The organism is Streptomyces sp. NPDC002018 (assembly GCF_042890865.1).
Lineage (GTDB): Bacteria > Actinomycetota > Actinomycetes > Streptomycetales > Streptomycetaceae > Streptomyces.
Genome location: NZ_JBIASO010000019.1, coordinates 91,307 through 110,820, shown reverse-complemented (window position 1 = coordinate 110,820; position 19,514 = coordinate 91,307). Strand labels below are relative to the sequence as shown.

General features: G+C 71.1%; 16 protein-coding genes and 1 pseudogene. 9 read left to right on the top strand and 8 right to left on the bottom strand.

The genetic code is table 11. The features are described 5' to 3' along the window. Positions 1 to 89: 89 nt before the first annotated feature. The 5 genes from ACFYYH_RS27045 to ACFYYH_RS27025 form a co-directional block, all read right to left on the bottom strand. Entirely contained in the window at positions 90 to 1,865 is a 1,776-nt protein-coding gene (locus ACFYYH_RS27045; protein ID WP_388556044.1) for an NAD+ synthase, read from the bottom strand. A gap of 204 nt (positions 1,866 to 2,069) precedes the next feature. Then, the gene (locus ACFYYH_RS27040) at positions 2,070 to 2,561 is read right to left on the bottom strand and encodes a CBS domain-containing protein (protein WP_388556042.1); all 492 of its coding nucleotides are present in this window, start codon (positions 2,559 to 2,561) and stop codon (positions 2,070 to 2,072) included. Between the two features lie 241 nt (positions 2,562 to 2,802). Beyond that, the gene (locus ACFYYH_RS27035) at positions 2,803 to 3,579 is read right to left on the bottom strand and encodes a DUF305 domain-containing protein (RefSeq protein WP_388556170.1); all 777 of its coding nucleotides are present in this window, start codon (positions 3,577 to 3,579) and stop codon (positions 2,803 to 2,805) included. A 5-nt stretch (positions 3,580 to 3,584) separates the two neighbouring features. After that, entirely contained in the window at positions 3,585 to 4,232 is a 648-nt protein-coding gene (locus tag ACFYYH_RS27030) for a DUF3105 domain-containing protein (RefSeq protein ID WP_388556039.1), read from the bottom strand. A 91-nt stretch (positions 4,233 to 4,323) separates the two neighbouring features. Continuing rightward, on the bottom strand, positions 4,324 to 4,686 hold the full coding sequence (locus tag ACFYYH_RS27025; RefSeq protein ID WP_388556036.1) for a hypothetical protein: 363 nt from the start codon (positions 4,684 to 4,686) through the stop codon (positions 4,324 to 4,326). A gap of 487 nt (positions 4,687 to 5,173) precedes the next feature. Here ACFYYH_RS27025 and ACFYYH_RS27020 point away from each other — a divergent pair, with 487 nt between their 5' ends. Continuing rightward, positions 5,174 to 5,782, top strand: coding sequence for a MarR family winged helix-turn-helix transcriptional regulator (locus ACFYYH_RS27020; RefSeq protein WP_388556168.1), 609 nt, complete (start codon positions 5,174 to 5,176; stop codon positions 5,780 to 5,782). Positions 5,783 to 6,118: 336 nt separating this feature from the next. Next, positions 6,119 to 7,480 carry a type I glutamate--ammonia ligase gene (glnA, locus tag ACFYYH_RS27015; RefSeq protein WP_388556033.1) on the top strand — a complete coding sequence of 454 codons (1,362 nt, stop codon included), beginning with the start codon at positions 6,119 to 6,121 and terminating at the stop codon, positions 7,478 to 7,480. A gap of 112 nt (positions 7,481 to 7,592) precedes the next feature. Here glnA and ACFYYH_RS27010 read toward each other — a convergent pair whose 3' ends face one another. Continuing rightward, positions 7,593 to 8,222, bottom strand: a complete 630-nt coding sequence (locus tag ACFYYH_RS27010; protein ID WP_388556031.1) for a TetR/AcrR family transcriptional regulator — start codon at positions 8,220 to 8,222, stop codon at positions 7,593 to 7,595. 70 nt (positions 8,223 to 8,292) lie between these two features. Between ACFYYH_RS27010 and ACFYYH_RS27005 the strand changes: the two genes are divergently transcribed. The 3 genes from ACFYYH_RS27005 to ACFYYH_RS26995 all read left to right on the top strand — a co-directional run bounded on the left by ACFYYH_RS27005 (position 8,293) and on the right by ACFYYH_RS26995 (position 13,271). Next, positions 8,293 to 9,165 carry a ketopantoate reductase family protein gene (locus ACFYYH_RS27005; RefSeq protein WP_388556029.1) on the top strand — a complete coding sequence of 291 codons (873 nt, stop codon included), beginning with the start codon at positions 8,293 to 8,295 and terminating at the stop codon, positions 9,163 to 9,165. Positions 9,166 to 9,448: 283 nt separating this feature from the next. Then, positions 9,449 to 9,976, top strand: coding sequence for a hypothetical protein (locus ACFYYH_RS27000; RefSeq protein WP_388556026.1), 528 nt, complete (start codon positions 9,449 to 9,451; stop codon positions 9,974 to 9,976). Positions 9,977 to 10,268: 292 nt separating this feature from the next. Continuing rightward, a complete protein-coding gene (locus tag ACFYYH_RS26995; protein WP_388556024.1) occupies positions 10,269 to 13,271 on the top strand; it encodes a bifunctional [glutamine synthetase] adenylyltransferase/[glutamine synthetase]-adenylyl-L-tyrosine phosphorylase in 3,003 nt (1,000 codons plus the stop codon). 227 nt (positions 13,272 to 13,498) lie between these two features. Here ACFYYH_RS26995 and ACFYYH_RS26990 read toward each other — a convergent pair. After that, positions 13,499 to 14,518: pseudogene (locus ACFYYH_RS26990) on the bottom strand (phosphatase PAP2 family protein); the annotation flags it as partial. 96 nt (positions 14,519 to 14,614) lie between these two features. Further along, the gene (locus ACFYYH_RS26985; protein WP_388556022.1) at positions 14,615 to 15,670 is read right to left on the bottom strand and encodes a LacI family DNA-binding transcriptional regulator; all 1,056 of its coding nucleotides are present in this window, start codon (positions 15,668 to 15,670) and stop codon (positions 14,615 to 14,617) included. A gap of 326 nt (positions 15,671 to 15,996) precedes the next feature. On the opposite strand from ACFYYH_RS26985, the gene ACFYYH_RS26980 reads away from it, so the two are divergent. Genes ACFYYH_RS26980 through ACFYYH_RS26965 form a run of 4 tightly spaced genes read left to right on the top strand, consistent with a single transcriptional unit; the run spans position 15,997 to position 19,447 of the window. Continuing rightward, on the top strand, positions 15,997 to 17,271 hold the full coding sequence (locus tag ACFYYH_RS26980) for an extracellular solute-binding protein (protein ID WP_388556019.1): 1,275 nt from the start codon (positions 15,997 to 15,999) through the stop codon (positions 17,269 to 17,271). A gap of 42 nt (positions 17,272 to 17,313) precedes the next feature. Further along, positions 17,314 to 17,523: a hypothetical protein gene (locus tag ACFYYH_RS26975; protein ID WP_388556016.1), complete on the top strand. Its 210-nt coding sequence runs from the start codon at positions 17,314 to 17,316 to the stop codon at positions 17,521 to 17,523. Further along, positions 17,523 to 18,551, top strand: coding sequence for a carbohydrate ABC transporter permease (locus tag ACFYYH_RS26970; RefSeq protein ID WP_388556013.1), 1,029 nt, complete (start codon positions 17,523 to 17,525; stop codon positions 18,549 to 18,551). Before ACFYYH_RS26975 ends, ACFYYH_RS26970 begins: the two co-directional genes overlap by 1 nt. Continuing rightward, positions 18,548 to 19,447 carry a sugar ABC transporter permease gene (locus tag ACFYYH_RS26965; RefSeq protein ID WP_388556010.1) on the top strand — a complete coding sequence of 300 codons (900 nt, stop codon included), beginning with the start codon at positions 18,548 to 18,550 and terminating at the stop codon, positions 19,445 to 19,447. The genes ACFYYH_RS26970 and ACFYYH_RS26965 overlap by 4 nt, the downstream gene beginning before the upstream one ends. Positions 19,448 to 19,514: the final 67 nt, after the last annotated feature.

The following is a 19,514-nucleotide window of genomic DNA, read 5'->3' as shown; positions in this document are numbered from 1 at the left end:
GGTCGCGCCACCGGCCGCTCCGGCCGCTGCTGCTCCGGCCGTTGCCGCTCCGACCGCTGCCGGGCCGACCGGAGCCGGGGCCCCCGGGGCTACTGAGCCCCCTCCGGGGCCGATGCCGTCGACTCCCGCCAGCGGTTCGTGATCGGCAGCCGCCGGTCCTTGCCGAAGCCCTTCGCCGAGATCTTGGTGCCCGGCGGGTACTGGCGCCGCTTGTACTCCGCCGTGTCCACCATCCGCAGGGTCCGCGCGACCAGTTCGACATCGAAGCCGGCCGCGACGATCGCGTCCTTGCCCTGGTCGCGGTCGACGTACAGCTCCAGGATCCGGTCCAGTACGTCGTAGTCCGGCAGCGAGTCCGTGTCGACCTGGCCGGGGCGCAGCTCGGCGCTCGGCGGCTTGGAGATGGAGTTCTCCGGGATCGGCGGGGTCTGTCCGCTCTCCTCGGCGGCGCGGTTGCGCCACCGGGCGAGCCGGAAGACCGAGGTCTTGTAGACGTCCTTGATCGGGCCGTACGCGCCGACGGAGTCGCCGTACAGCGTCGAATACCCCACCGCCAGCTCGGACTTGTTGCCCGGCGCGAGGACGATCTGGCCCTCCTGGTTGGAGAGGGCCATCAGCATCGTGCCGCGCAGCCGCGACTGGAGGTTCTCCTCCGCGAGCCCGGTGAGCGCGAGCGAGCCCATATACGCGTCGAACATCGGCTCGATCGGGATCGTACGGAAGTTGAGCCCGGTACGGCGGGCCAGTTCGGCCGCGTCGCCCTTGGAGTGGTCCGAGGAGTACTTGGACGGCATGGCCACGCCGTACACGTTCCGGGCGCCGACCGCGTCGCACGCGATGGCGGCGACGAGCGCGGAGTCGATACCGCCGGAGAGCCCGATCAGCACGGAACGGAAACCGTTCTTGGCGGCGTACGCGCGCAGACCCACGACCAGCGCCGAGTACACCTCCTCGTCGTCGTCCAGCCGGTCGGCGTACCCGCCGGCCAGCTCGGGCTCGTAGGCGGGGAGAGGCTCCTCGGAGAGGACGACCCGGTCGATCCGCAGCCCGTCGTCCACGACGCCGGTCGGCGGCTCGGGCGAGGCGGCCGGGAGGTCGAGGTCCAGCACCACACAGCCCTCGGCGAACTGGGGCGCGCGGGCGACGACTTCGCCGTCCCTGTCGACCACGATCGAGTCGCCGTCGAAGACCAGCTCGTCCTGGCCGCCGATCATGGCGAGATACGCGGTGGTGCAGCCGGCCTCCTGGGCGCGCTTGCGCACCAGTTCGAGCCGGGTGTCGTCCTTCTCGCGCTCGTACGGCGAGGCGTTGATGGAGAGCAGCAGCCCCGCCTCGGCGGACCGGGCGGCCGGCACCCGGCCGCCGTCCTGCCAGAGGTCCTCGCAGATCGCGAGGGCGATGTCGATGCCGTGGACCCGGATCACCGGCATGGTGTCGCCCGGCACGAAGTAGCGGAACTCGTCGAAGACGCCGTAGTTGGGCAGATGGTGCTTGGCGAAGGTCAGCACGACCGCGCCGCGGTGCAGCACGGCGCCGGCGTTCTGCGGGGAGCCGGCCGGCTGGCCGTACCGGGGCTGGGCGTCGGAGCGGTCGAGATAGCCGACGACGACGGGCAGCTCCCCGAAGCCCTCCTCGTCGAGCCGGACCGCGAGCGCGCGCAGGGCGGCGCGGGAGGCCTCGACGAAGGACGAGCGGAGGGCGAGGTCCTCGACCGGGTAGCCGGTCAGCATCATCTCGGGAAAGGCGACGACATGCGCGCCCTGCTCGGCGGCGTGCCGGGTCCAGTGCACGATCGCCTCGGCGTTCGCGGCGAGATCGCCGACGGTCGAGTCGATCTGATTCAGGGCGAGTCGTAGTTGAGGCACGGGCCCAGTGTAATCGTCTGTCTGACGCGATGTCCCGGGGTGGGAGATGTGTGCCGCCCCACTCGCACGGAGGCCGTGGTGCCAGGGCCGGTGCCGGGTCGGGGGCGGGAGTCTGGTCCGGGTGCCGGGTGCCGGGTGCCGGGTGCCGGGTGCCGGGTGCCGGGTCCGATGCCGGGTCCGGGGTCGGCGCCGGAGCGGCCGGTCCTAGCTGGAGCCGCCCGACCTGCTGGAGCCGCCCGACTTGGCGGAGCTGCCTGACTTGGCGGAGCCGCTGGAGCCGCTGGTCGCGTAGACCTGCTCGCACCACGCGCCGACCTGTTCGTCGCTGAGGTGCTGGGCGAGATCGGCCTCACTGATCATTCCGACCAGGCGCTTGTCCTCGATCACCGGAAGCCGGCGGATCTGGTGGCCCTGCATCTCGTACAGCACGTCGTCCACATCCGCGCTCGCCTCGATCCAGCGCGGTGTGCCGTGCGCCATCTCGCCCGCCGTGGTCTGCGCGGGGTCATGGCCCATGGCCACACAGCCGACCACGATGTCACGGTCCGTGAGTATGCCGCTGAGCCGTTCGTTCTGGTCGGCTATGGGGAGCGCGCCCACATTGAGCTGACGCATGAGCTGTGCGGCGCGATCAAGGGTCTCGTGGGCCGGGATCCACTGGGCTCCGGTGTGCATGATGTCCTTGGCAGTGGTCATGGGGTTCCGCCTCCTGTGCGTGGATACGTGGAGATGAGTTCCGTCCACCCCGAGCCACATCCATCATCATGCAGCCGTTCGGGTGACGCGACCGCTGAATGTGCGCGACCGCTGAACGTGCCAGGGGCCGCCGGTTCGTTTCGAACCGGCGGCCCCTGTGCGGCGTGAGCCGCTTGCCTCCGCCGAGAACCGCTACGGGCCCGTAGGCCGGAACGGGCCCCGTGAGCCGGTACAGCGCTCCTCAGCCGGTACGGGGCTTCGCGCCGCGGGCCTTCAGCAGGTCCGCCATCAGGCTCAGCTCCGACTGCTGGGCCGCGACCATCCCCTCGGCGAGGCTCTTCTCCGTGGGGACCTCGCACAGCTCGACGCAGCCTCGCGCCATCGCCACGCCGCCCTGGTGATGGTCGGTCATGAGCTGGAGATACAGGATCTCGGCCTGCTCGCCCCGTGCCGCGCGGAGCCGCTCCAGCTCCGTCTTCGTGGCCATGCCGGGCATCAGCGAGCCGTCACGGACCTCGTGTCCGGCGCTCCCGTGATCCATCCCGCTCATCCCGCTGTGATCATCGGAACCGGTGCCGGAACCCATGTCCATGCCGTCGGCTGTGTCCTTGGAGCCCTTGGACCCCTCGGAGCCCTTGCCCTCGGACTTCGCCATCCAGGCCATCGGCTCCTGGCCCGCCTCCACCTTCGGCAGTCCCCACAGATCCAGCCAGCCCAGCAGCATGCCGCGCTGGTTCGCCTGGGTGTTGGCGATGTCGTAGGCGAGCCGGCGCACCTCCTCGTCGTCCGTGCTGTCGCGCACGATGAAGGACATCTCCACCGCCTGCTGGTGGTGGACGGCCATGTCACGGGCGAAGCCCGCGTCCGCCGAGCCGGCCGCGGGGGAGGGGTCGGGCCCCGCCCCGCTGTCGCGTCCGGCGGACGCCACCGTCGCCGTACCGGCGAAGAGCAGCGCCAGGACGACCACGGTGATCGCCGCCCACTGCGTACGGGTGACCGAGCGGGCGGCGGAGGTCACCGGGCTCACTGCGCGCCCATTCCACCCGTGCAGGCGGCGCCCGGCTCGGGGGTCTGCGCGCCCTGGACGTACTTCGTGAGGAACTGGTCCACCCGCGGGTCGCCCGCGCTCTCCACGCTGACCTGCTTGCCCCACGCGCTCAGCATGATCGCGCCGGGCTGCTCCTTCACCGGGCTCATCAGCGAGTACGGAGTCTTCTCGACCTTCTCGCCGAGCGTCTTCACATCGGCGTCCGAGGCCTTGTCGTTGTACGTGACCCAGACCGCGCCGTGCTCCAGCGAGTGGACGGCGTTCACATCGGGGACCGGCTCCTTGTAGACGTCACCCTGGCAGTTCATCCACACCTGGTTGTGGTCACCGCCCACCGGCGGCGTCATCGGGTACTTGACCGGCTCGGTGACATGGTTGCGCCCGAGCTTCTTGACGTCCCAGGACTTCTCGTCCTTGATGGGCGCCTTGGCCGCCGCCTGCTGCTGCTCCTTCTTGTCGGACTCCTTGTTCAGGATGTAGCCGCCGAAACCGACGAGGGCGACGACCACGACGGCGCTCGCCGTGATCGTGATGATGCGGTTGCGCCGCTCACGGGCACGCTCGGCGCGGCGCATCTCCTCTATTCGGGCCTTGCGCTCGGCGGACTGGGACTTGGAAGCCATGATGTATGTCCTTCTGCGATGACGACGGAACGCGGATAACTGCGGAACTCAGGTGGGGGGATCGGGATCCCGGTGCGGGGTGCGGGCCCGGCTACGTCCGCAGTACTTGAAGGACGTGGAGGTCCGGCGCGCGGGCGAGCGCTCCGGAGCGGGGCACCTGGCCGGTGGGGCACGGCAGTTCGCGGTGCGGAAGCTGTACGTCGGCGGCGAGGGGGGAGGCCGGCGGCGGTACGGTGAGCACGGCCGGGCTGAGATGGGTGAAGAGCCCGCAGTCGCCGTCGTCGTACGGACAACTGAACCGGGCCTCGGCCTTGCTCACGGCGGTGAAGGAACGGTTCACGGCATGGCTGCCGCCGGTGGAGCCGGGGCCGGAACCGGGATCGGCGCCGGATTCGGGCCCCAGACATATGAAGAGCGCGGCGAACAGCGTCGCCACGGCACTCGCCAGTGCCATGGGACGCGTGCTGCGTATGTGGCTGCGCCGCGGTCCCCCCATGGGCGCAGATCGTAGTGCGTGCGCCCCCGGTCAGCAGCAGTGAGGAGCCCTTCCGCGGTCTGATGACGCCGCGACCGGCTCCGGACGGGGCCCGGCGGGAGCCGGTGGGGAGCCCGGGAGGAGCCCGTGAGGGTCCCGGGGGAGGCTTGCTGTCGGCGGGGGCGACGGTACGCATCGGACGGTACGAATCGGTTCCCGAGGGGGGACGAACCGGTCATCGGCGCGATACAAAGAGGACATGGCCGATCATCCGGAGACACCGCCCCCGCGTGACGGCCAGGGCGAGCCCGGCGGGGGCCGGCCGGACGCGGCCGAGGAGCCGTCGGCCGAGGGCCCGTCGGGCGAGGGCGCCGGTGTCCCGCCGGGGGCGGCCGGCCCGCCACGTGCCGATGTCGCGGGGCCACCGGACGCCGATGCCGCCGGTGCCGCCGGGGGTCCGCCCGACGTGGACGCTGATGCCGCTGATGCCGCTGATACCGCCGGGGGTCCGCCGGACGTGGACGCCGTGACCCATGCCGTGCTGGCCGCCTCGCGGCTGCTGGTCTCCGTGTCCGCCCGCTCCCTCGCGGCCGTGGGGGAACGGGTCACCCTGCCCCAGTACCGCCTCCTGGCGGTCCTCGCCACCCACGGCGACGCGAAACTGGTGGAGGTGGCCGAGCGGCTCGGGGTGAACCCCTCGACCGCCATGCGCATGCTCGACCGGCTCATCGCCGCCGGTCTCGCGACCCGGCAGAGCAATCCGGACAACCGCCGCGAGACGATGCTGCGGCTGACGCCCGAGGGGCGCGGACTGGTCGAGGAGGTCACGGCCGCGCGGCACCGCGAGATCTCGGCGATCGTGGAGCGGCTCACCCCCGGGCAGCGAACGGCCCTGGTCGGGGCGCTGACCGCGTTCACGGAGGCGGGCGGGGAGCCCACGGTCCCGGGCGACGACTCGGAGCCGTATCCCCTGGGCTGGTCGGACACCCACGCCCGCACCCGGCCCCCGGAAACGGGCGTCCGCCACCCGGAGACCCACACCCGGCCCCCGGGCGCGCGCCCGGCGCACAGGTGACCGCCGGACGCATCCGCGAATGACCGCCGGACACCGGCCCCCGGCCCCGGGCACGGCCCCCCGGCGCCTCAGGTCTGGACCCCCGGCGCCTCCGGCGCGGACCCCCGGCGTCGATCTTCGACACCACTTCAGCACCATGGGTTGCGGTCACCTATTACCTGGGCACCACTCGTAAGGGCACTATGGGCAGGTGTCCGTACACGCGCGCGATGCGGAGCGTTGGACGGGGGTTCGCAACGTGCCGGAAATCGTGTGGTGGGATGCTCGTGTGCCCCAACGTGCCCCAAGGCATCGGAGCAGGTGGCCTGACCAGCAAGGATGGGTAGGACAGCTAATATGGATAAGCAGCAGGAATTCGTGCTCCGCACGCTTGAGGAGCGCGACATCCGCTTCGTGCGCCTGTGGTTCACCGATGTGCTCGGCTTCCTGAAGTCGGTCGCCGTCGCGCCCGCCGAGCTGGAGCAGGCCTTCGACGAGGGCATGGGCTTCGACGGCTCCGCGATCGAGGGATTCGCTCGTGTGTACGAGTCCGACATGATCGCCAAGCCCGACCCGGGCACGTTCCAGATCCTCCCCTGGCGCGCCGAGGCCCCCGGCACCGCCCGTATGTTCTGCGACATCCTGATGCCCGACGGCTCGCCGTCCTTCGCGGACCCGCGCTTCGTGCTCAAGCGGATGCTCGCCAAGACCTCGGATCTGGGGTTCACGTTCTACACCCACCCCGAGATCGAGTTCTTCCTGCTGAAGGAGAAGCCGGTCGACGGCACCCGTCCCACTCCGGCGGACAGCTCGGGCTATTTCGACCACACCCCGCAGAACGTCGGGATGGACTTCCGGCGCCAGGCGATCACGATGCTGGAGTCGATGGGGATCTCGGTGGAGTTCAGCCACCACGAGGGCGCCCCCGGCCAGCAGGAGATCGATCTGCGGTACGCGGACGCGCTGTCGACCGCCGACAACATCATGACGTTCCGTCTGGTGATGAAGCAGGTCGCGCTGGAGCAGGGCGTGCAGGCGACCTTCATGCCGAAGCCGTTCTCGGAGTACCCGGGCTCGGGCATGCACACCCATCTCTCCCTGTTCGAGGGGGACCGGAACGCGTTCTACGAGTCGGGCGCCGAGTACCAGCTCTCCAAGGTCGGCCGTTCCTTCATCGCCGGTCTGCTGAAGCACGCGGCGGAGATCTCGGCCGTCACCAACCAGTGGGTCAACTCGTACAAGCGCATCTGGGGCGGTTCCACCCGCACCGCGGGCTCGGGCGGCGAGGCCCCCTCGTACATCTGCTGGGGCCACAACAACCGCTCGGCGCTGATCCGCGTCCCCATGTACAAGCCCGGCAAGACCGGCTCGGCCCGGGTCGAGGTCCGCTCGATCGACTCCGGCGCCAACCCGTACCTCACCTACGCGGTGCTCCTCGCCGCCGGCCTCAAGGGCATCGAGGAGGGCTATGAACTCCCGGCGGGCGCCGACGACGACGTCTGGGCCCTCTCCGACGCCGAACGCCGCGCGATGGGCATCGAACCCCTCCCGCAGAACCTCGGCGAGGCGATCTCCCTGATGGAACGCAGCGAACTGGTCGCCCAGACCCTGGGCGAGCACGTCTTCGACTTCTTCCTCCGCAACAAGAAGCAGGAGTGGGAGGAATACCGCAGCGAGGTCACGGCCTTCGAACTCCGCAAGAACCTCCCGGTGCTGTAGCCGCGGATCGCAGCAGGGTTCGCGTCGCCGCGAACGTGTGGGGCCGGTGGTCGTCGACCGTCGGCCCCGATGAGCGTGGCCTCCGTGAGGCGGGACCAGGGGCTGAGGAACATCAGGCCCCGGTCGGTGGCGCGCTCATCGCTGCCGCCAGGAATGTGATCGCCCAGCTCCGGGCCGCCTCGCCCGCTGCCGGGGACAGGCCGGCCGGCGGGCGCCGGTTGTAGACCTCGACGCGGTCCACCGCCGTCACGGCGAGGATCCCCCGCATCCGGAACCACAGTTCCTCCGGGGAAAGGCCCGGCAGCGCGCGTCCGAAGGCCGCCAGGTACCGGTCATAAACCGTGTTCTCGGCCGGGCCGGTCCAACTGCGCATTTCCTCGGCCGGGTCGCTGATGATCGTCACGATCAGCCGGGACGTCCGGGCGCCGCCCTCGTCGCTGGCCGGCATCTTGTCGAACAGCGGCCCCGCGAACGCCTCCACCAGTTCTGTGACCGGCGGGTCCGGGGTCCGGGCGAGCAGTCGGTCGAGCCCGGCGCGCTGCGCGGCGGTGATGGGCTCGATCACGCGGCGGGCGACCGCGGCCAGGAGCTCCGCCTTCGAGCCGAAGTGGTACCCGATGGCGGCCAGATTCGCTCCGGCGAGTTCGGTGATCGCGCGGACCGAGGTGCCGCGGTAACCACGCTCGGCGAAGAGGTGTTCGGCCGCGTTGAGGAGCTGGGTGCGGGTGTCGGGTGGCGCCACGCGCATACTGTACAGACGTTTGATTCAAACGAACGTATGAGTGAAACGCATGTGCGAAAGAGGGTTGTCGATGAAACTGCTCGTGTACGGCGCCGGGGTTCTCGGCAGCCTGTTCTCCGCCCGCCTGCACGAGGCCGGGCACGACGTCTCGCTCCTCGCCCGGGGCGAGCGCCTGGCCGCTCTGCGGCGGTACGGCGTGCGGCTCGCCGAGGGAGACAGCCCGGCCGTCAGGCGGATACCGGTGCCGGTGGTCGAGCACCCGGCCGGCGGGTACGACCTGATCGCCGTCCTCGTCCGCACCCATCAGGTGGACGCGGTGCTGGAGTCACTCGCCGGTCTGGAAGGCGACGTGCTGTTCCTGCACAACTGGGCGGCCGGCGCGAAGCCCCTGGGCGCGGTGATCGGCCACGAGCGGGTGCTGCTCGGCTTCCCCGCGGCCGCCGGCACGATGGACGGCGACGTGGTCCGCTACCGCCCGACCAACGTGGTGACCCGCCGGGTCGCGATGCCGATCGGCGAACCCGACGGCCGCACCACCCCTCGACTGGAGCGGATCGTGCGGGAGTTCCGCGCCGCCGGGATCAATGCCAGGGCCGAGCCGCGGATGGACGCCTGGCTCAAGACGCATGCCGCGTTCGAGGTGGCACTCGGGCAGGCGGTGAACGCGGCGGGCGGCCCGGTAGCGCTGGCCGACGATCCGGACGCGGTCCGCGGCATGCTCCGCGTCATGCGGCAGAATCTGGCCGCCCTGCCGACGCCGCCGGTGCCCCGTGGGTTCGTCGCGTTGCGGACTCTGCCGGAAGGGCTGCTCGTGGCCGTGCTGCGGCGCTTCTTGCGGAGCCCGACGGCCGTACACAGCGGACTCGGCAGCGCCTCGCCCGCGGTGGCGGCCGAACTGGAGCGGATGGCCGAGCAGGTACGTGCCCATGCGAGGGTCCGGTAGGCGACAGTCGGCTGTGCCTCCTGGGCCGCCGGCCCCGCCCGCTGCACCCGCGGCTCGTCCTATGGACCCACCGGCCGCGTCAGTACCGGCTCGATCCGTAGGACACTCCCCGTGATCCCCGCACGGGGCGGGTCTTCGTGGCAATCACCCTTCTGTGGGGTGTGACCAGGGATTTGTCGCTCATGCCGGTGAACGCGTGGGCGGTTACGGTTGGTGACGGCGGAGCGGAGCAGATCTTCTTCCGACCGGGCGTGCCTCGCGCCCAGACGGAAGGAACGTCCCTATGATCCGCACCCTCGCCGGTACCGTCGCCGCCGTCGCGGCCCTCGGCTTCGGGCTGGCCGGCCCCGCTGCCGTCGCCGTCGCCGCCGCTCCCGTGCCGGTCACCGGTCTGACATGTGACGGGGATACGGGTAAGTGCACGGCGGCTCTTCAGTTCGGTGATGGCAAGTGGAAGGCCCGCTGGGACGCCACGGTCTTCCACCAGGCGGAGCGGGCCGCCGCCGCTCCGGTGCCCGTGACCGGTCTGACATGTGATGGCGATACGGGTAAGTGCACGGCGGCTCTTCAGTTCGGTGACGGGAAGTGGAAGGCCCGTTGGAACGCCACGGTCTTCCATCAGGCGGAGCGGGCCGCCGAGCGCGCGGGGTGGGCCGGGACCGGGCGGCCCGGGATCGCCGCCATGGCGGCTCCCGTGCCGGTGACCGGTCTGACGTGTGACGGGGACACGAACAAGTGCACGGCGTCCCTCCAGTTCGGTGACGGCAAGTGGAAGGCGCGCTGGGACGTGACGGTCTTCCACCAGGCGTAACCGCCGGCATCCGGCAGCCGGCACCCCGGCACCGTGGGGTACCCCGGCACCGTCGTCACCCGGCACCGTCAGCGCCCCGGCGTCACCGGTATCCGGCACCACCGGCCGCCGACGCGGACGGGGTAGGGGCCGATCGACCCGCTCGCCCGGTCGGTCGGCCCCGTGCCGTGTGCGGGGTCAGGACTCATCGGTCCCGCGCGCCGCCCGGTGACCGGACAGGGCCTAGGCTCGAATCCCGGGGTTGATCGGACGAGGTCGACGGGTCGACGGGGTCGCGGACAGGAGACGGTGGATGACGGTGCCGGGTCGCAGAAGCAGTACGTTCATCCGCCTGCTGCGGCACGGCTTCACCGACCCCTCCGCCGCCGAGCGCCTGCTCGACGCGCCGGAGCTGGCGGTCGTACGGACCGATCCGCTGCTGCTCGACGCCTTCGGCGCGACCGCAGACCCCGATCTCGCGCTGCGCGGGTTCGTCCGGCTGGCCGAGGCGCAGAAGCCCGACGAGCGGACGATGCTGCTTGACACCCTGATCACGGCGAAGCCGCTGCGGGACCGGCTGCTGGGAGTGCTCGGCGCCTCCGAGGCACTCGGCGACCATCTCGCCAGACACCCCGGGGACTGGCACGCCCTGGTCACCTATGAACTGGCCGATCTGCACCCCGGCGTCGAGGAGTTCGAGCGCTGTCTCGCCGGGGCCGACGACCCGGTGTCCCTGCGGGTCGCCTACCGCCGCTGTCTGCTGGCCATCGCCGCCCGGGACGTCTGCGGTACGACGGATGTCGCCCAGACCGCCGCCGAACTGGCCGATCTGGCCACCGCGACCCTGCGCGCGGCCCTCGCGATCGCCAGGGCCGCCGCGCCCGAGGACGCCGCCGCGTGCCGCCTCGCCGTCATCGCGATGGGCAAGTGCGGCGGCCACGAGCTGAACTATGTCTCCGACGTGGACGTGATCTTCGTCGGGGAGCCGCCGGAAGGCGTGGACGGCTCCGCCGACGAGGGCAGGGCGGTCCGGGCGGCGACCCGGCTGGCGTCCCATCTGATGCGGATCTGCTCCGAGTCGAACGTCGAGGGGACCATCTGGCCCGTCGACGCCAATCTGCGGCCCGAGGGCCGCAACGGGCCGCTCGTACGGACGCTGAGCAGCCATCTCGCGTACTACCAGCGCTGGGCCAAGACCTGGGAGTTCCAGGCGCTGCTCAAGGCCCGGGTGGTGGCGGGGGACCCGCAGCTCGGCGCGGAGTACATCGACGCCGTCTCGCCCCTGGTCTGGCAGGCCGCCGAGCGTGAGCACTTCGTGCCCGACGTCCAGAAGATGCGCCGCCGCGTCATCGACAACCTGCCCGCGGGCCAGGCCGAGCGTGAGCTGAAGCTCGGTCCCGGCGGGCTGCGGGACGTCGAGTTCGCCGTACAGCTCCTCCAACTGGTCCACGGCCGCAGCGACGCCTCACTGCGCAGCAGCTCCACCCTCGAAGCGCTCGGCGCGCTGGCCGCGGGCGGCTATGTGGGCCGTACGGACGCCCGGCAGTTCGACGAGGCCTACCGCTTCCTGCGCGCCATGGAGCACCACATCCAGCTCTACCGGCTGCGCCGTACGCATCTCGTCCCGGAGGACGAGGCCGATCTGCGCCGGCTCGGGCGCTCGCTCGGGCTGCGCGGCGATCCGGTCGCCGAGCTGAACAAGGTGTGGCGACGCCATGCCTCGGTGGTGCGGCGGCTGCACGAGAAGCTCTTCTACCGGCCGCTGCTCGACGCGGTCGCGCAGCTCACGCCCGGCGAGACCCGGCTCAGCCCGAAGGCGGCCGGCCAGCGGCTCGAAGCGCTCGGCTACGACGACCCGGTGGCGGCGCTGCGCCATCTTGAGGCGCTGTCCTCCGGGGTGAGCCGCAAGGCGGCGATCCAGCGGACGCTGCTGCCGGTGCTGCTGGGCTGGTTCGCGGACTCGGCCGATCCCGACGCGGGGCTGCTCGGCTTCCGCAAGGTGTCGGACGCGCTCGGCAAGACCCCGTGGTATCTGCGGCTGCTGCGGGACGAGGGCGCGGCGGCGGAGAATCTGGCGCGGGTGCTGTCGGCAGGACGGCTCGCCCCCGATCTGCTGCTGCGCGCGCCCGAGGCGGTCGCGATCCTTGGCGACCCGGGCGGCCTGGCCCCACGCGGCCGGGACCATCTCGAACAGGAGATCCTCTCGGCGGTCGGGCGCGCGGACACCGCCGAGGGCGCCGTCGCCGCCGCGCGCGGGGTGCGCCGCCGGGAGCTGTTCCGTACGGCCGCCGCCGATCTGATCGGCTCGTACGGCACGGAGGAGAGCCCGGCCGAGGAGGACCCCGGGGCGCTGGTCGACCGGGTCGGGAACGCGGTCACGGACCTCAACGCGGCGACGCTCGCGGGCGCCCTGCGCGCCGCCGTACGGGCGGAGTGGGGCGAGACCCTGCCGACCAGGTTCGCCGTCATCGGCATGGGCAGGTTCGGCGGGCACGAGCTGAGCTACGGCTCGGACGCCGATGTGCTGTTCGTGCACGAGCCGCGCGAGGACATCGACGAGCACGAGGCGGCCCGCGCCGCGAACGCGGTGGTCACCGAGATGCGCCGGCTGCTCCAGCTCCCCACCGCCGACCCGCCGTTGCTGATCGACGCGGATCTGCGTCCGGAGGGCAAGAGCGGTCCCATGGTGCGCACGCTGGCCTCCTACGCGGCGTACTACCGGCGCTGGTCGCTGGTCTGGGAGAGCCAGGCGCTGCTGCGCGCGGAGCCGATGGCAGGCGACGCCGATCTCGGCCGCCGCTTCATCGAGGTGATCGACACCCTGCGGTATCCGGCGGAGGGGCTCGGCGAGGACGCGGTACGGGAGATCCGCCGCCTCAAGGCGCGGATGGAGCGGGAGCGGCTGCCCCGGGGCGCCGATCCGACGCTCCACACCAAGCTGGGCCGGGGCGGTCTCTCGGATGTGGAGTGGACGGTCCAGTTGCTCCAGATGCGGCACGGCTGGGCGGAACCGGGGCTGCGGACCACCCGCACCCGCGAGGCGCTCGCGGCGGCCGAGGCGGCGGAGCTGCTCTCGGCGGAGGACGCGCAGATCCTGGACGACGCCTGGGTGCTGGCCTCCCGGGTGCGCAACGGGGTGATGCTGGTCCGGGGCAGGCCGGGCGACACCTTCCCGTCGGACGGCCGGGAGCTGGCCGCGATGGGCCGCTACCTGGGGTACGGGCCCGGACACGTGGGGGACATGCTCGACGACTACCGGCGCATCACGCGCAGGGCACGCGCGGTGGTCGAGCGGCTGTTCTACGACGCGGGGTGAGCGCCGCGCGAGGAGGCGGCCGTGGAGCCGTCCCGGACGACCGGGGTGGCGCGTGCCTCCCAGGCCTCCTGTGCGTCCTCGGCCTCCCGTGCGTCCCGGGCGTCCCGGGCTTCCTGTGCGTCCCAGGCCCCCCGTGCGTTCCCCGCCTCCCGGGCGTCCTGGGTGTCCCGGACGGCGGCCGGTGCCCCGCCGACCGGTGCCCCGTCGGCGCCTGCTCCGCCGTCTGCCGCACCGCCTCGCGCCGCCGGCTCCGGCGCCGTCGGCGGGACCGCCGTACGCCTCACGGGCCCGAACACCGACGGCCGGCGTTCCGGCAGCCATCGCCCCGCCGGCCGTCGCCCGGTGAGCCACCGCCCCGTACCGTCGTCCTCCGCCACGGCGCGGGGGAGCTGGTGGGGGAGCGAGCCGTACCAGACGTACGAGACCGCGAAGCCGAACGCCAGACAGGCCATGCCGCCCACCGCGTCCAGCCAGAAGTGGTTCGCGGTGGAGACGATCACCACCAGGGTGGCCGCCGGGTAGAGCAGACCGAGGATCCTCGCCCACGGCGCCCTGGCCAGCGCGAAGACCGTCAGTCCGCACCACAGCGACCAGCCGATGTGCATCGACGGCATGGCCGCGTACTGGTTGGACATGTTCTTGAGGTCGCCCGAGGCCATCGAGCCCCAGGTCTCGTGGTGCGCGACCGTGTCGATGAAACGGGTCCCCGCCATCAGCCGCGGCGGTGCCAGCGGATACAGGTAGTAGCCGAGGAGGGCCACGGCCGTGGTCGCGAAGAGCACCAGCCGCCCGGCCGCGTACCGGCCGGGATGGCTGCGGAAGAGCCAGACCAGGACCCCGATCGTGACGACGAAGTGCAGGGTCGCGTAGTAGTAGTTCATGCCCACGATCAGCCACGTCACGGAATTCACCGCGTGGTTGACCGACCGCTCCACCGCGATGCCGAGAGTCTGTTCGGCGTGCCAGATCCAGGCCGCGTTCTCCAGGGCCTTCGTCCGCTGCTCCGGGACCGCGTTGCGGATCAGTGAGTACGTCCAGTAACTGACCGCGATCAGGAGGATTTCGAACCAGATGCGGGGACGGCGGGGTGAGCGCGCCCGCCGTAGCCACGAGCGGCCGTCCACCGGTTCCGTGGCCGCGTCGCGGGGCGCGTCGGTCGGCACGTGGTTCGCGTCGGCCTCCTCGTGAGTGATGGGTGACGGGGCGGCCCCAAGGCCTTCCTCTGTCTTCACTGTCGGTTCACCCATAGCGAGAGAGTCTGCCAGATTCTGGTTCTCCGACCGATCATCCCCCGGTCGGGTTCCCCGCGCATGTGCTACTACCGCAGGACGAGTTCTCAGCCCTCAGGAACGGGCCCGCGACCCGGACGCGCCGTGCGGCCCGGGGGCCGGACCCGAGGCGGTTGAACCGCGAACCACCAGCTCGGGCATGAAGACGAACTCGCTGTGCGGCGCGGGGGTACCGCCGATCTCCTCCAGGAGCGTCCGCACCGCCGCCTGGCCCATGGACGGCACCGGCTTGCGGATCGTCGTGAGCGGAGGATCGGTGAACGCTATGAGGGGCGAGTCGTCGAAACCGACCACCGACAGATCGCGCGGCACTTCGAGCCCGAGCCGGCGCCCCGCCCGGATGGCGCCCAGCGCCATCATGTCGCTCGCGCACACCACCGCCGTACAGCCGCGGTCGATCAGCGCCGAGGCCGCCGCCTGGCCGCCCTCCAGCGTGAACAGCGACTGCTGGATCAGCTCGTCCGTCTCGCCGGAGGACAGCCCCAGCAACTCCTGGACGGTGGACCGGAACCCCTCGATCTTGCGGAGCACCGGGACGAAGCGGCGGGGGCCCACGGCCAGGCCGATCCGCTGATGGCCGAGCGAGACGAGATGGGTCACCGCCAGCCGCATCGCCGCCCGGTCGTCGGGGGAGATGAACGGCGCCTGGACCTTCGGCGAGAAACCGTCCACGAGGACGAAGGGCACGCCCTGGGCACGCAGTTTCTCGTACCGCCGCATGTCGGCGGAGGTGTCGGCGTGCAGTCCGGAGACGAAGATGATGCCCGAGACATCCCGCTCGACGAGCATCTCCGTCAGCTCGTCCTCGGTGGATCCGCCGGGGGTCTGGGTCGCGAGCACGGGGGTGTAGCCCTGCCGTGTCAGCGCCTGGCCGATGACCTGCGCCAGCGCCGGGAAGATCGGATTCTCCAGCTCGGGGGTGATCAGGCCGACGAGTCCCGCGCTGCGGCGGCGCAGCCGCACCGGACGTTCGTAGCCGAGGACGTCGAGCGCGGCGAGTACGGATTCACGGGTGGCCGCGGCAACCCCGGGTTTGCCGTTCAGTACGCGGCTGACCGTCGCTTCGCTGACCCCCGCCTGAGTTGCGATATCGGCAAGCCGTGCGGTCATGTGAGTGGACTGTACCGGGCGGCTGTCCGATTGCCCACCGCGCGCGGGAACCGGCCGTCCGGAACCGTTCTTGCAAGATCTTGCGAAACCTTCCTGCGGTACGGGTGCCCTCCCGGCCGTACGTCTCCCACCTGCGCGATCCCTTCCCGTCAGGCCTTCAGGCCCCGCGTCAAGAGGGCCGGCCGCAATCGACGGGACGCGCCACAGTAACGATCAACGCTCCTTGCGGAAATCTTCCGCAAGGTCTTTCGGCCTTCTTGCATCGCTGTTACCTTCACGTCCGACCCGGCCCGCGACGGAGCGGTACGGCAGTTGAAGGAGTTCGGATGCGACGTGGCATAACGGCCACCGCCCTGGCCGCGACCCTGGCCCTCGCTGCGACCGCCTGCGGCGGTGACGACGAGTCACCGACCGGCAGGAGCGCGGGCGGCGAGCTCTCGGGAACGGTCACCTGGTGGGACACCTCCACCGTCGGCAGCGAGGACAAGGTCTTCAAGCAGCTCGCCGAGGACTTCGAGAAGAAGCACCCGAAGGTCGACGTCAAGTATGTGAACGTGCCCTTCGGAGAGGCCCAGAACAAGTTCAAGAACGCGGCGCAGTCCGGCTCCGGCGCGCCCGACGTGATCCGCTCCGAGGTGGCCTGGACCCCCGAGTTCGCCGATCTCGGCTATCTCGCACCGCTGGAGGGCACCCCCGCGCTCAAGGACGAGACGGACTTCCTGGCGCAGGCCGCCGCCTCCACGAAGTACAACGGCAAGACCTTCGCCGTGCCGCAGGTCATCGACTCCATGGGCGTCTTCTACAACAAGAAGATCCTCAAGGCCGCCGGGGTGGAGGTCCCCACGACCATCGCCGAGCTGAAGACCGTGTCGAAGACCGTCAAGGACAGGACCGGGAAGACCGGGCTGTATCTGCGCGGCGACGACGCCTACTGGTTCCTGTCGTTCCTGTACGGCGAGGGCGGCAATCTGGTCGACGCCGAGTCGAAGACCGTCACCGTGGACGACGCGGCCGGCGTCAGGGCCATGACCGTCGTCAAGGACCTCGTCGACTCGGGGGCGGCCAAGACCGACGCCACCGACGGCTGGGAGAACATGCAGTCGTCCTTCAAGGACGGCGAGGTCGCCATGATGATCAACGGCCCCTGGGCCGTCACCGACACCTACGGCGGCGCCGAGTTCAAGGACAGGGCCAATCTGGGCATCGCGCCCGTACCGGCCGGCTCCGTCGCGCAGGGCTCCCCGCAGGGCGGCCACAACCTCGCGGTGTACGCGGGCTCCAAGAACCTCGACGCCTCCTACGCCTTCACCGAGTACATGACCTCCGCCGAGAGCCAGGCCAAGGTCGCCGAGGAGCTGAGCCTGCTCCCGACCCGTACCTCGGCCTACGCGATGCCGGGCGTCGCGGACAACGAGATCGTCGGATTCTTCAAGCCCGTCGTGGACAAGGCCGTCGAGCGCCCCTGGATCCCGGAGACCGGCAGCCTGTTCGCGCCGCTGGTGACCGAGTACACCAAGGTCCTCACCGGGCAGACCACGCCGGAGAAGGGCGTCGGCAGCACCGGCGACGCCTACCGCGAACTGCTCAAGGGCTGGAAGTAGACCGGCCGGAGCACGGCGGACGGCGGAAGGGGAGGGGCCGGGATGCGCGCATCGCACGGCGGAGGGAGCCATGGCGGGGCCATGGCGGGTCATGACCGTAAGGACAACGGCAAGGACAACGGCGCCGTGAGGCGCGCGCACCGGCCACCGGGCACCGCACCGGCCGCGGCGGGCACCGCCCCGGCCGCGCGGACCGCCCCGGGCCCCGCCCGGCCGGTCCTCGCGGGCCCGGCGGGAAGGCGGGCCGGCTGATGGCGCTCCACACCGGCCGCCCCGCCGCCGCGACCGCGCGGGACGAGGCCGTCCGCGGCCCCCGGCGCGGCTCCCGCGGACCGTCCGCCACGCCCCCCGTCTCCGTACGGATCCGGCGGGGCCTCTCCACCCACTGGTACGCCTGGGCCATGGTCGCCCCGGTGGTGGCCGTGATCGGCGTGATCATCGGCTATCCGCTGGTGCGCGGTGTCCATCTGTCGCTCACCGACGCCAACGAGCGCAATGTCGAGCGCAGCATCGGCGTCAACCACCTGCCCGCCACCTACGAGTTCGTCGGACTCGACAACTACACCGCCGCGCTGACGGGCGATCAGTTCCTGTCCACGCTGGGCTGGACGCTGGTGTGGACGGTCTCCTGTGTCGCTCTCACCTTCGGGCTGGGGCTGGCCCTGGCGAACATCCTCAACCGCCGGATCGCCGGCCGCTCCTTCTACCGGATGCTGCTGATCCTGCCCTGGGCCGTCCCCGGCTTCGTCTCCGTCTTCGCCTGGCGCTTCCTCTACAACGAGGACCGGGGCTTCCTCAACAAGCTGCTGGCCGGCGGCGGTATCGACGCCGTGCCCTGGCTCAACGACCCGACCTGGGCCAAGTTCTCGGTCATCGCCGTGAACATCTGGCTCGGGGTGCCCTTCATGATGGTCGCGCTGCTCGGCGGACTCCAGTCCATCCCGGGGGAGATGTACGAAGCGGCCGAGATGGACGGCGCCAACGCCTGGCAGCGCTTCCGCCACATCACCCTGCCGGGGCTGCGCTCGGTCAGTACGACCGTGATCCTGCTCTCCACCATCTGGACGTTCAACATGTTCCCGGTGATCTTCCTGCTGACCCGCGGCGGCCCCGGCGAGGCGACACAGATCCTGGTCACCCAGGCGTACAAGTTCTCCTTCGAGATCAGCCCGCGCGACTACGCGCAGTCCTCCACCTGGGGCGTGCTGATCCTCGTCCTCCTGATGGCCTTCGCCGCGGTCTACCGGCGAGTCCTCCGTTCGCAGGGAGATACGTGGTGACCACCGCCGCAACCCCCCGGGCCGCCACCCCCACCAGCGCCCCCGCCCCGGCCACCGCCAACACCCCGCGCCGGGGCAGGCGTTCACCCCTGGCCTCCGTCGCCCTGCACACCACCCTGGCCGTCGCGTCCGTGATCGCCGTCTTCCCGGTGCTGTGGGTCCTGCTGACCTCGCTCAAGCCCGCGAGCTACGCGACCACCACCGACTTCTTCAGAGAGACGACGTTCGAGAACTACACCGGCCTGCTGCGGGACACCCCGTTCCTCACCTGGTTCGGCAACTCGCTGCTCATCGCCGGATTCACCACCCTGCTCGGTGTCTTCACCGCCGCGACCACCGGCTACGCCGTCAGCCGCTTCCGCTTCCCCGGCAAGCGCGGGCTGATGTGGACGCTGCTGATCACCCAGATGTTCCCGGTCGCCGTCCTGATCGTGCCGATCTACAACATCATGTCGGGGCTGGGACTGCTCAACCGGTCGGCCGGTCTGGTGATCACCTATCTCACCATCGCCGTGCCGTTCTGCGCCTGGATGATGAAGGGCTTCTTCGACACCATCCCCCGGGAGATCGACGAATCCGGCCAGGTCGACGGACTGACCCCGTTCGGCACGTTCTTCCGGCTCGTCCTGCCGCTCGCCAAGCCGGGGCTCGCGGTGACCGCGTTCTACTCCTTCATCACGGCCTGGGGCGAAGTGGCCTACGCCTCCGCCTTCATGGTCGGCGACGAGAACCTCACGCTCGCCGGCGGCCTCCAGAAGTTCGTCAACCAGTACGGCGCCCAGTGGGGCCCGATGACCGCGGCGTCCGTGCTCATCGCCATCCCCGCCGCGCTCGTCTTCCTCTTCGCCCAGCGCCATCTCGTCACCGGCGTGTCCGCCGGTGCCGTCAAGGGCTGACCCCCCTTGGCCGTACCACCGTGTTCGAACGACGACGACGGCGCCCGGCCGACCACGTCCGGCGCGC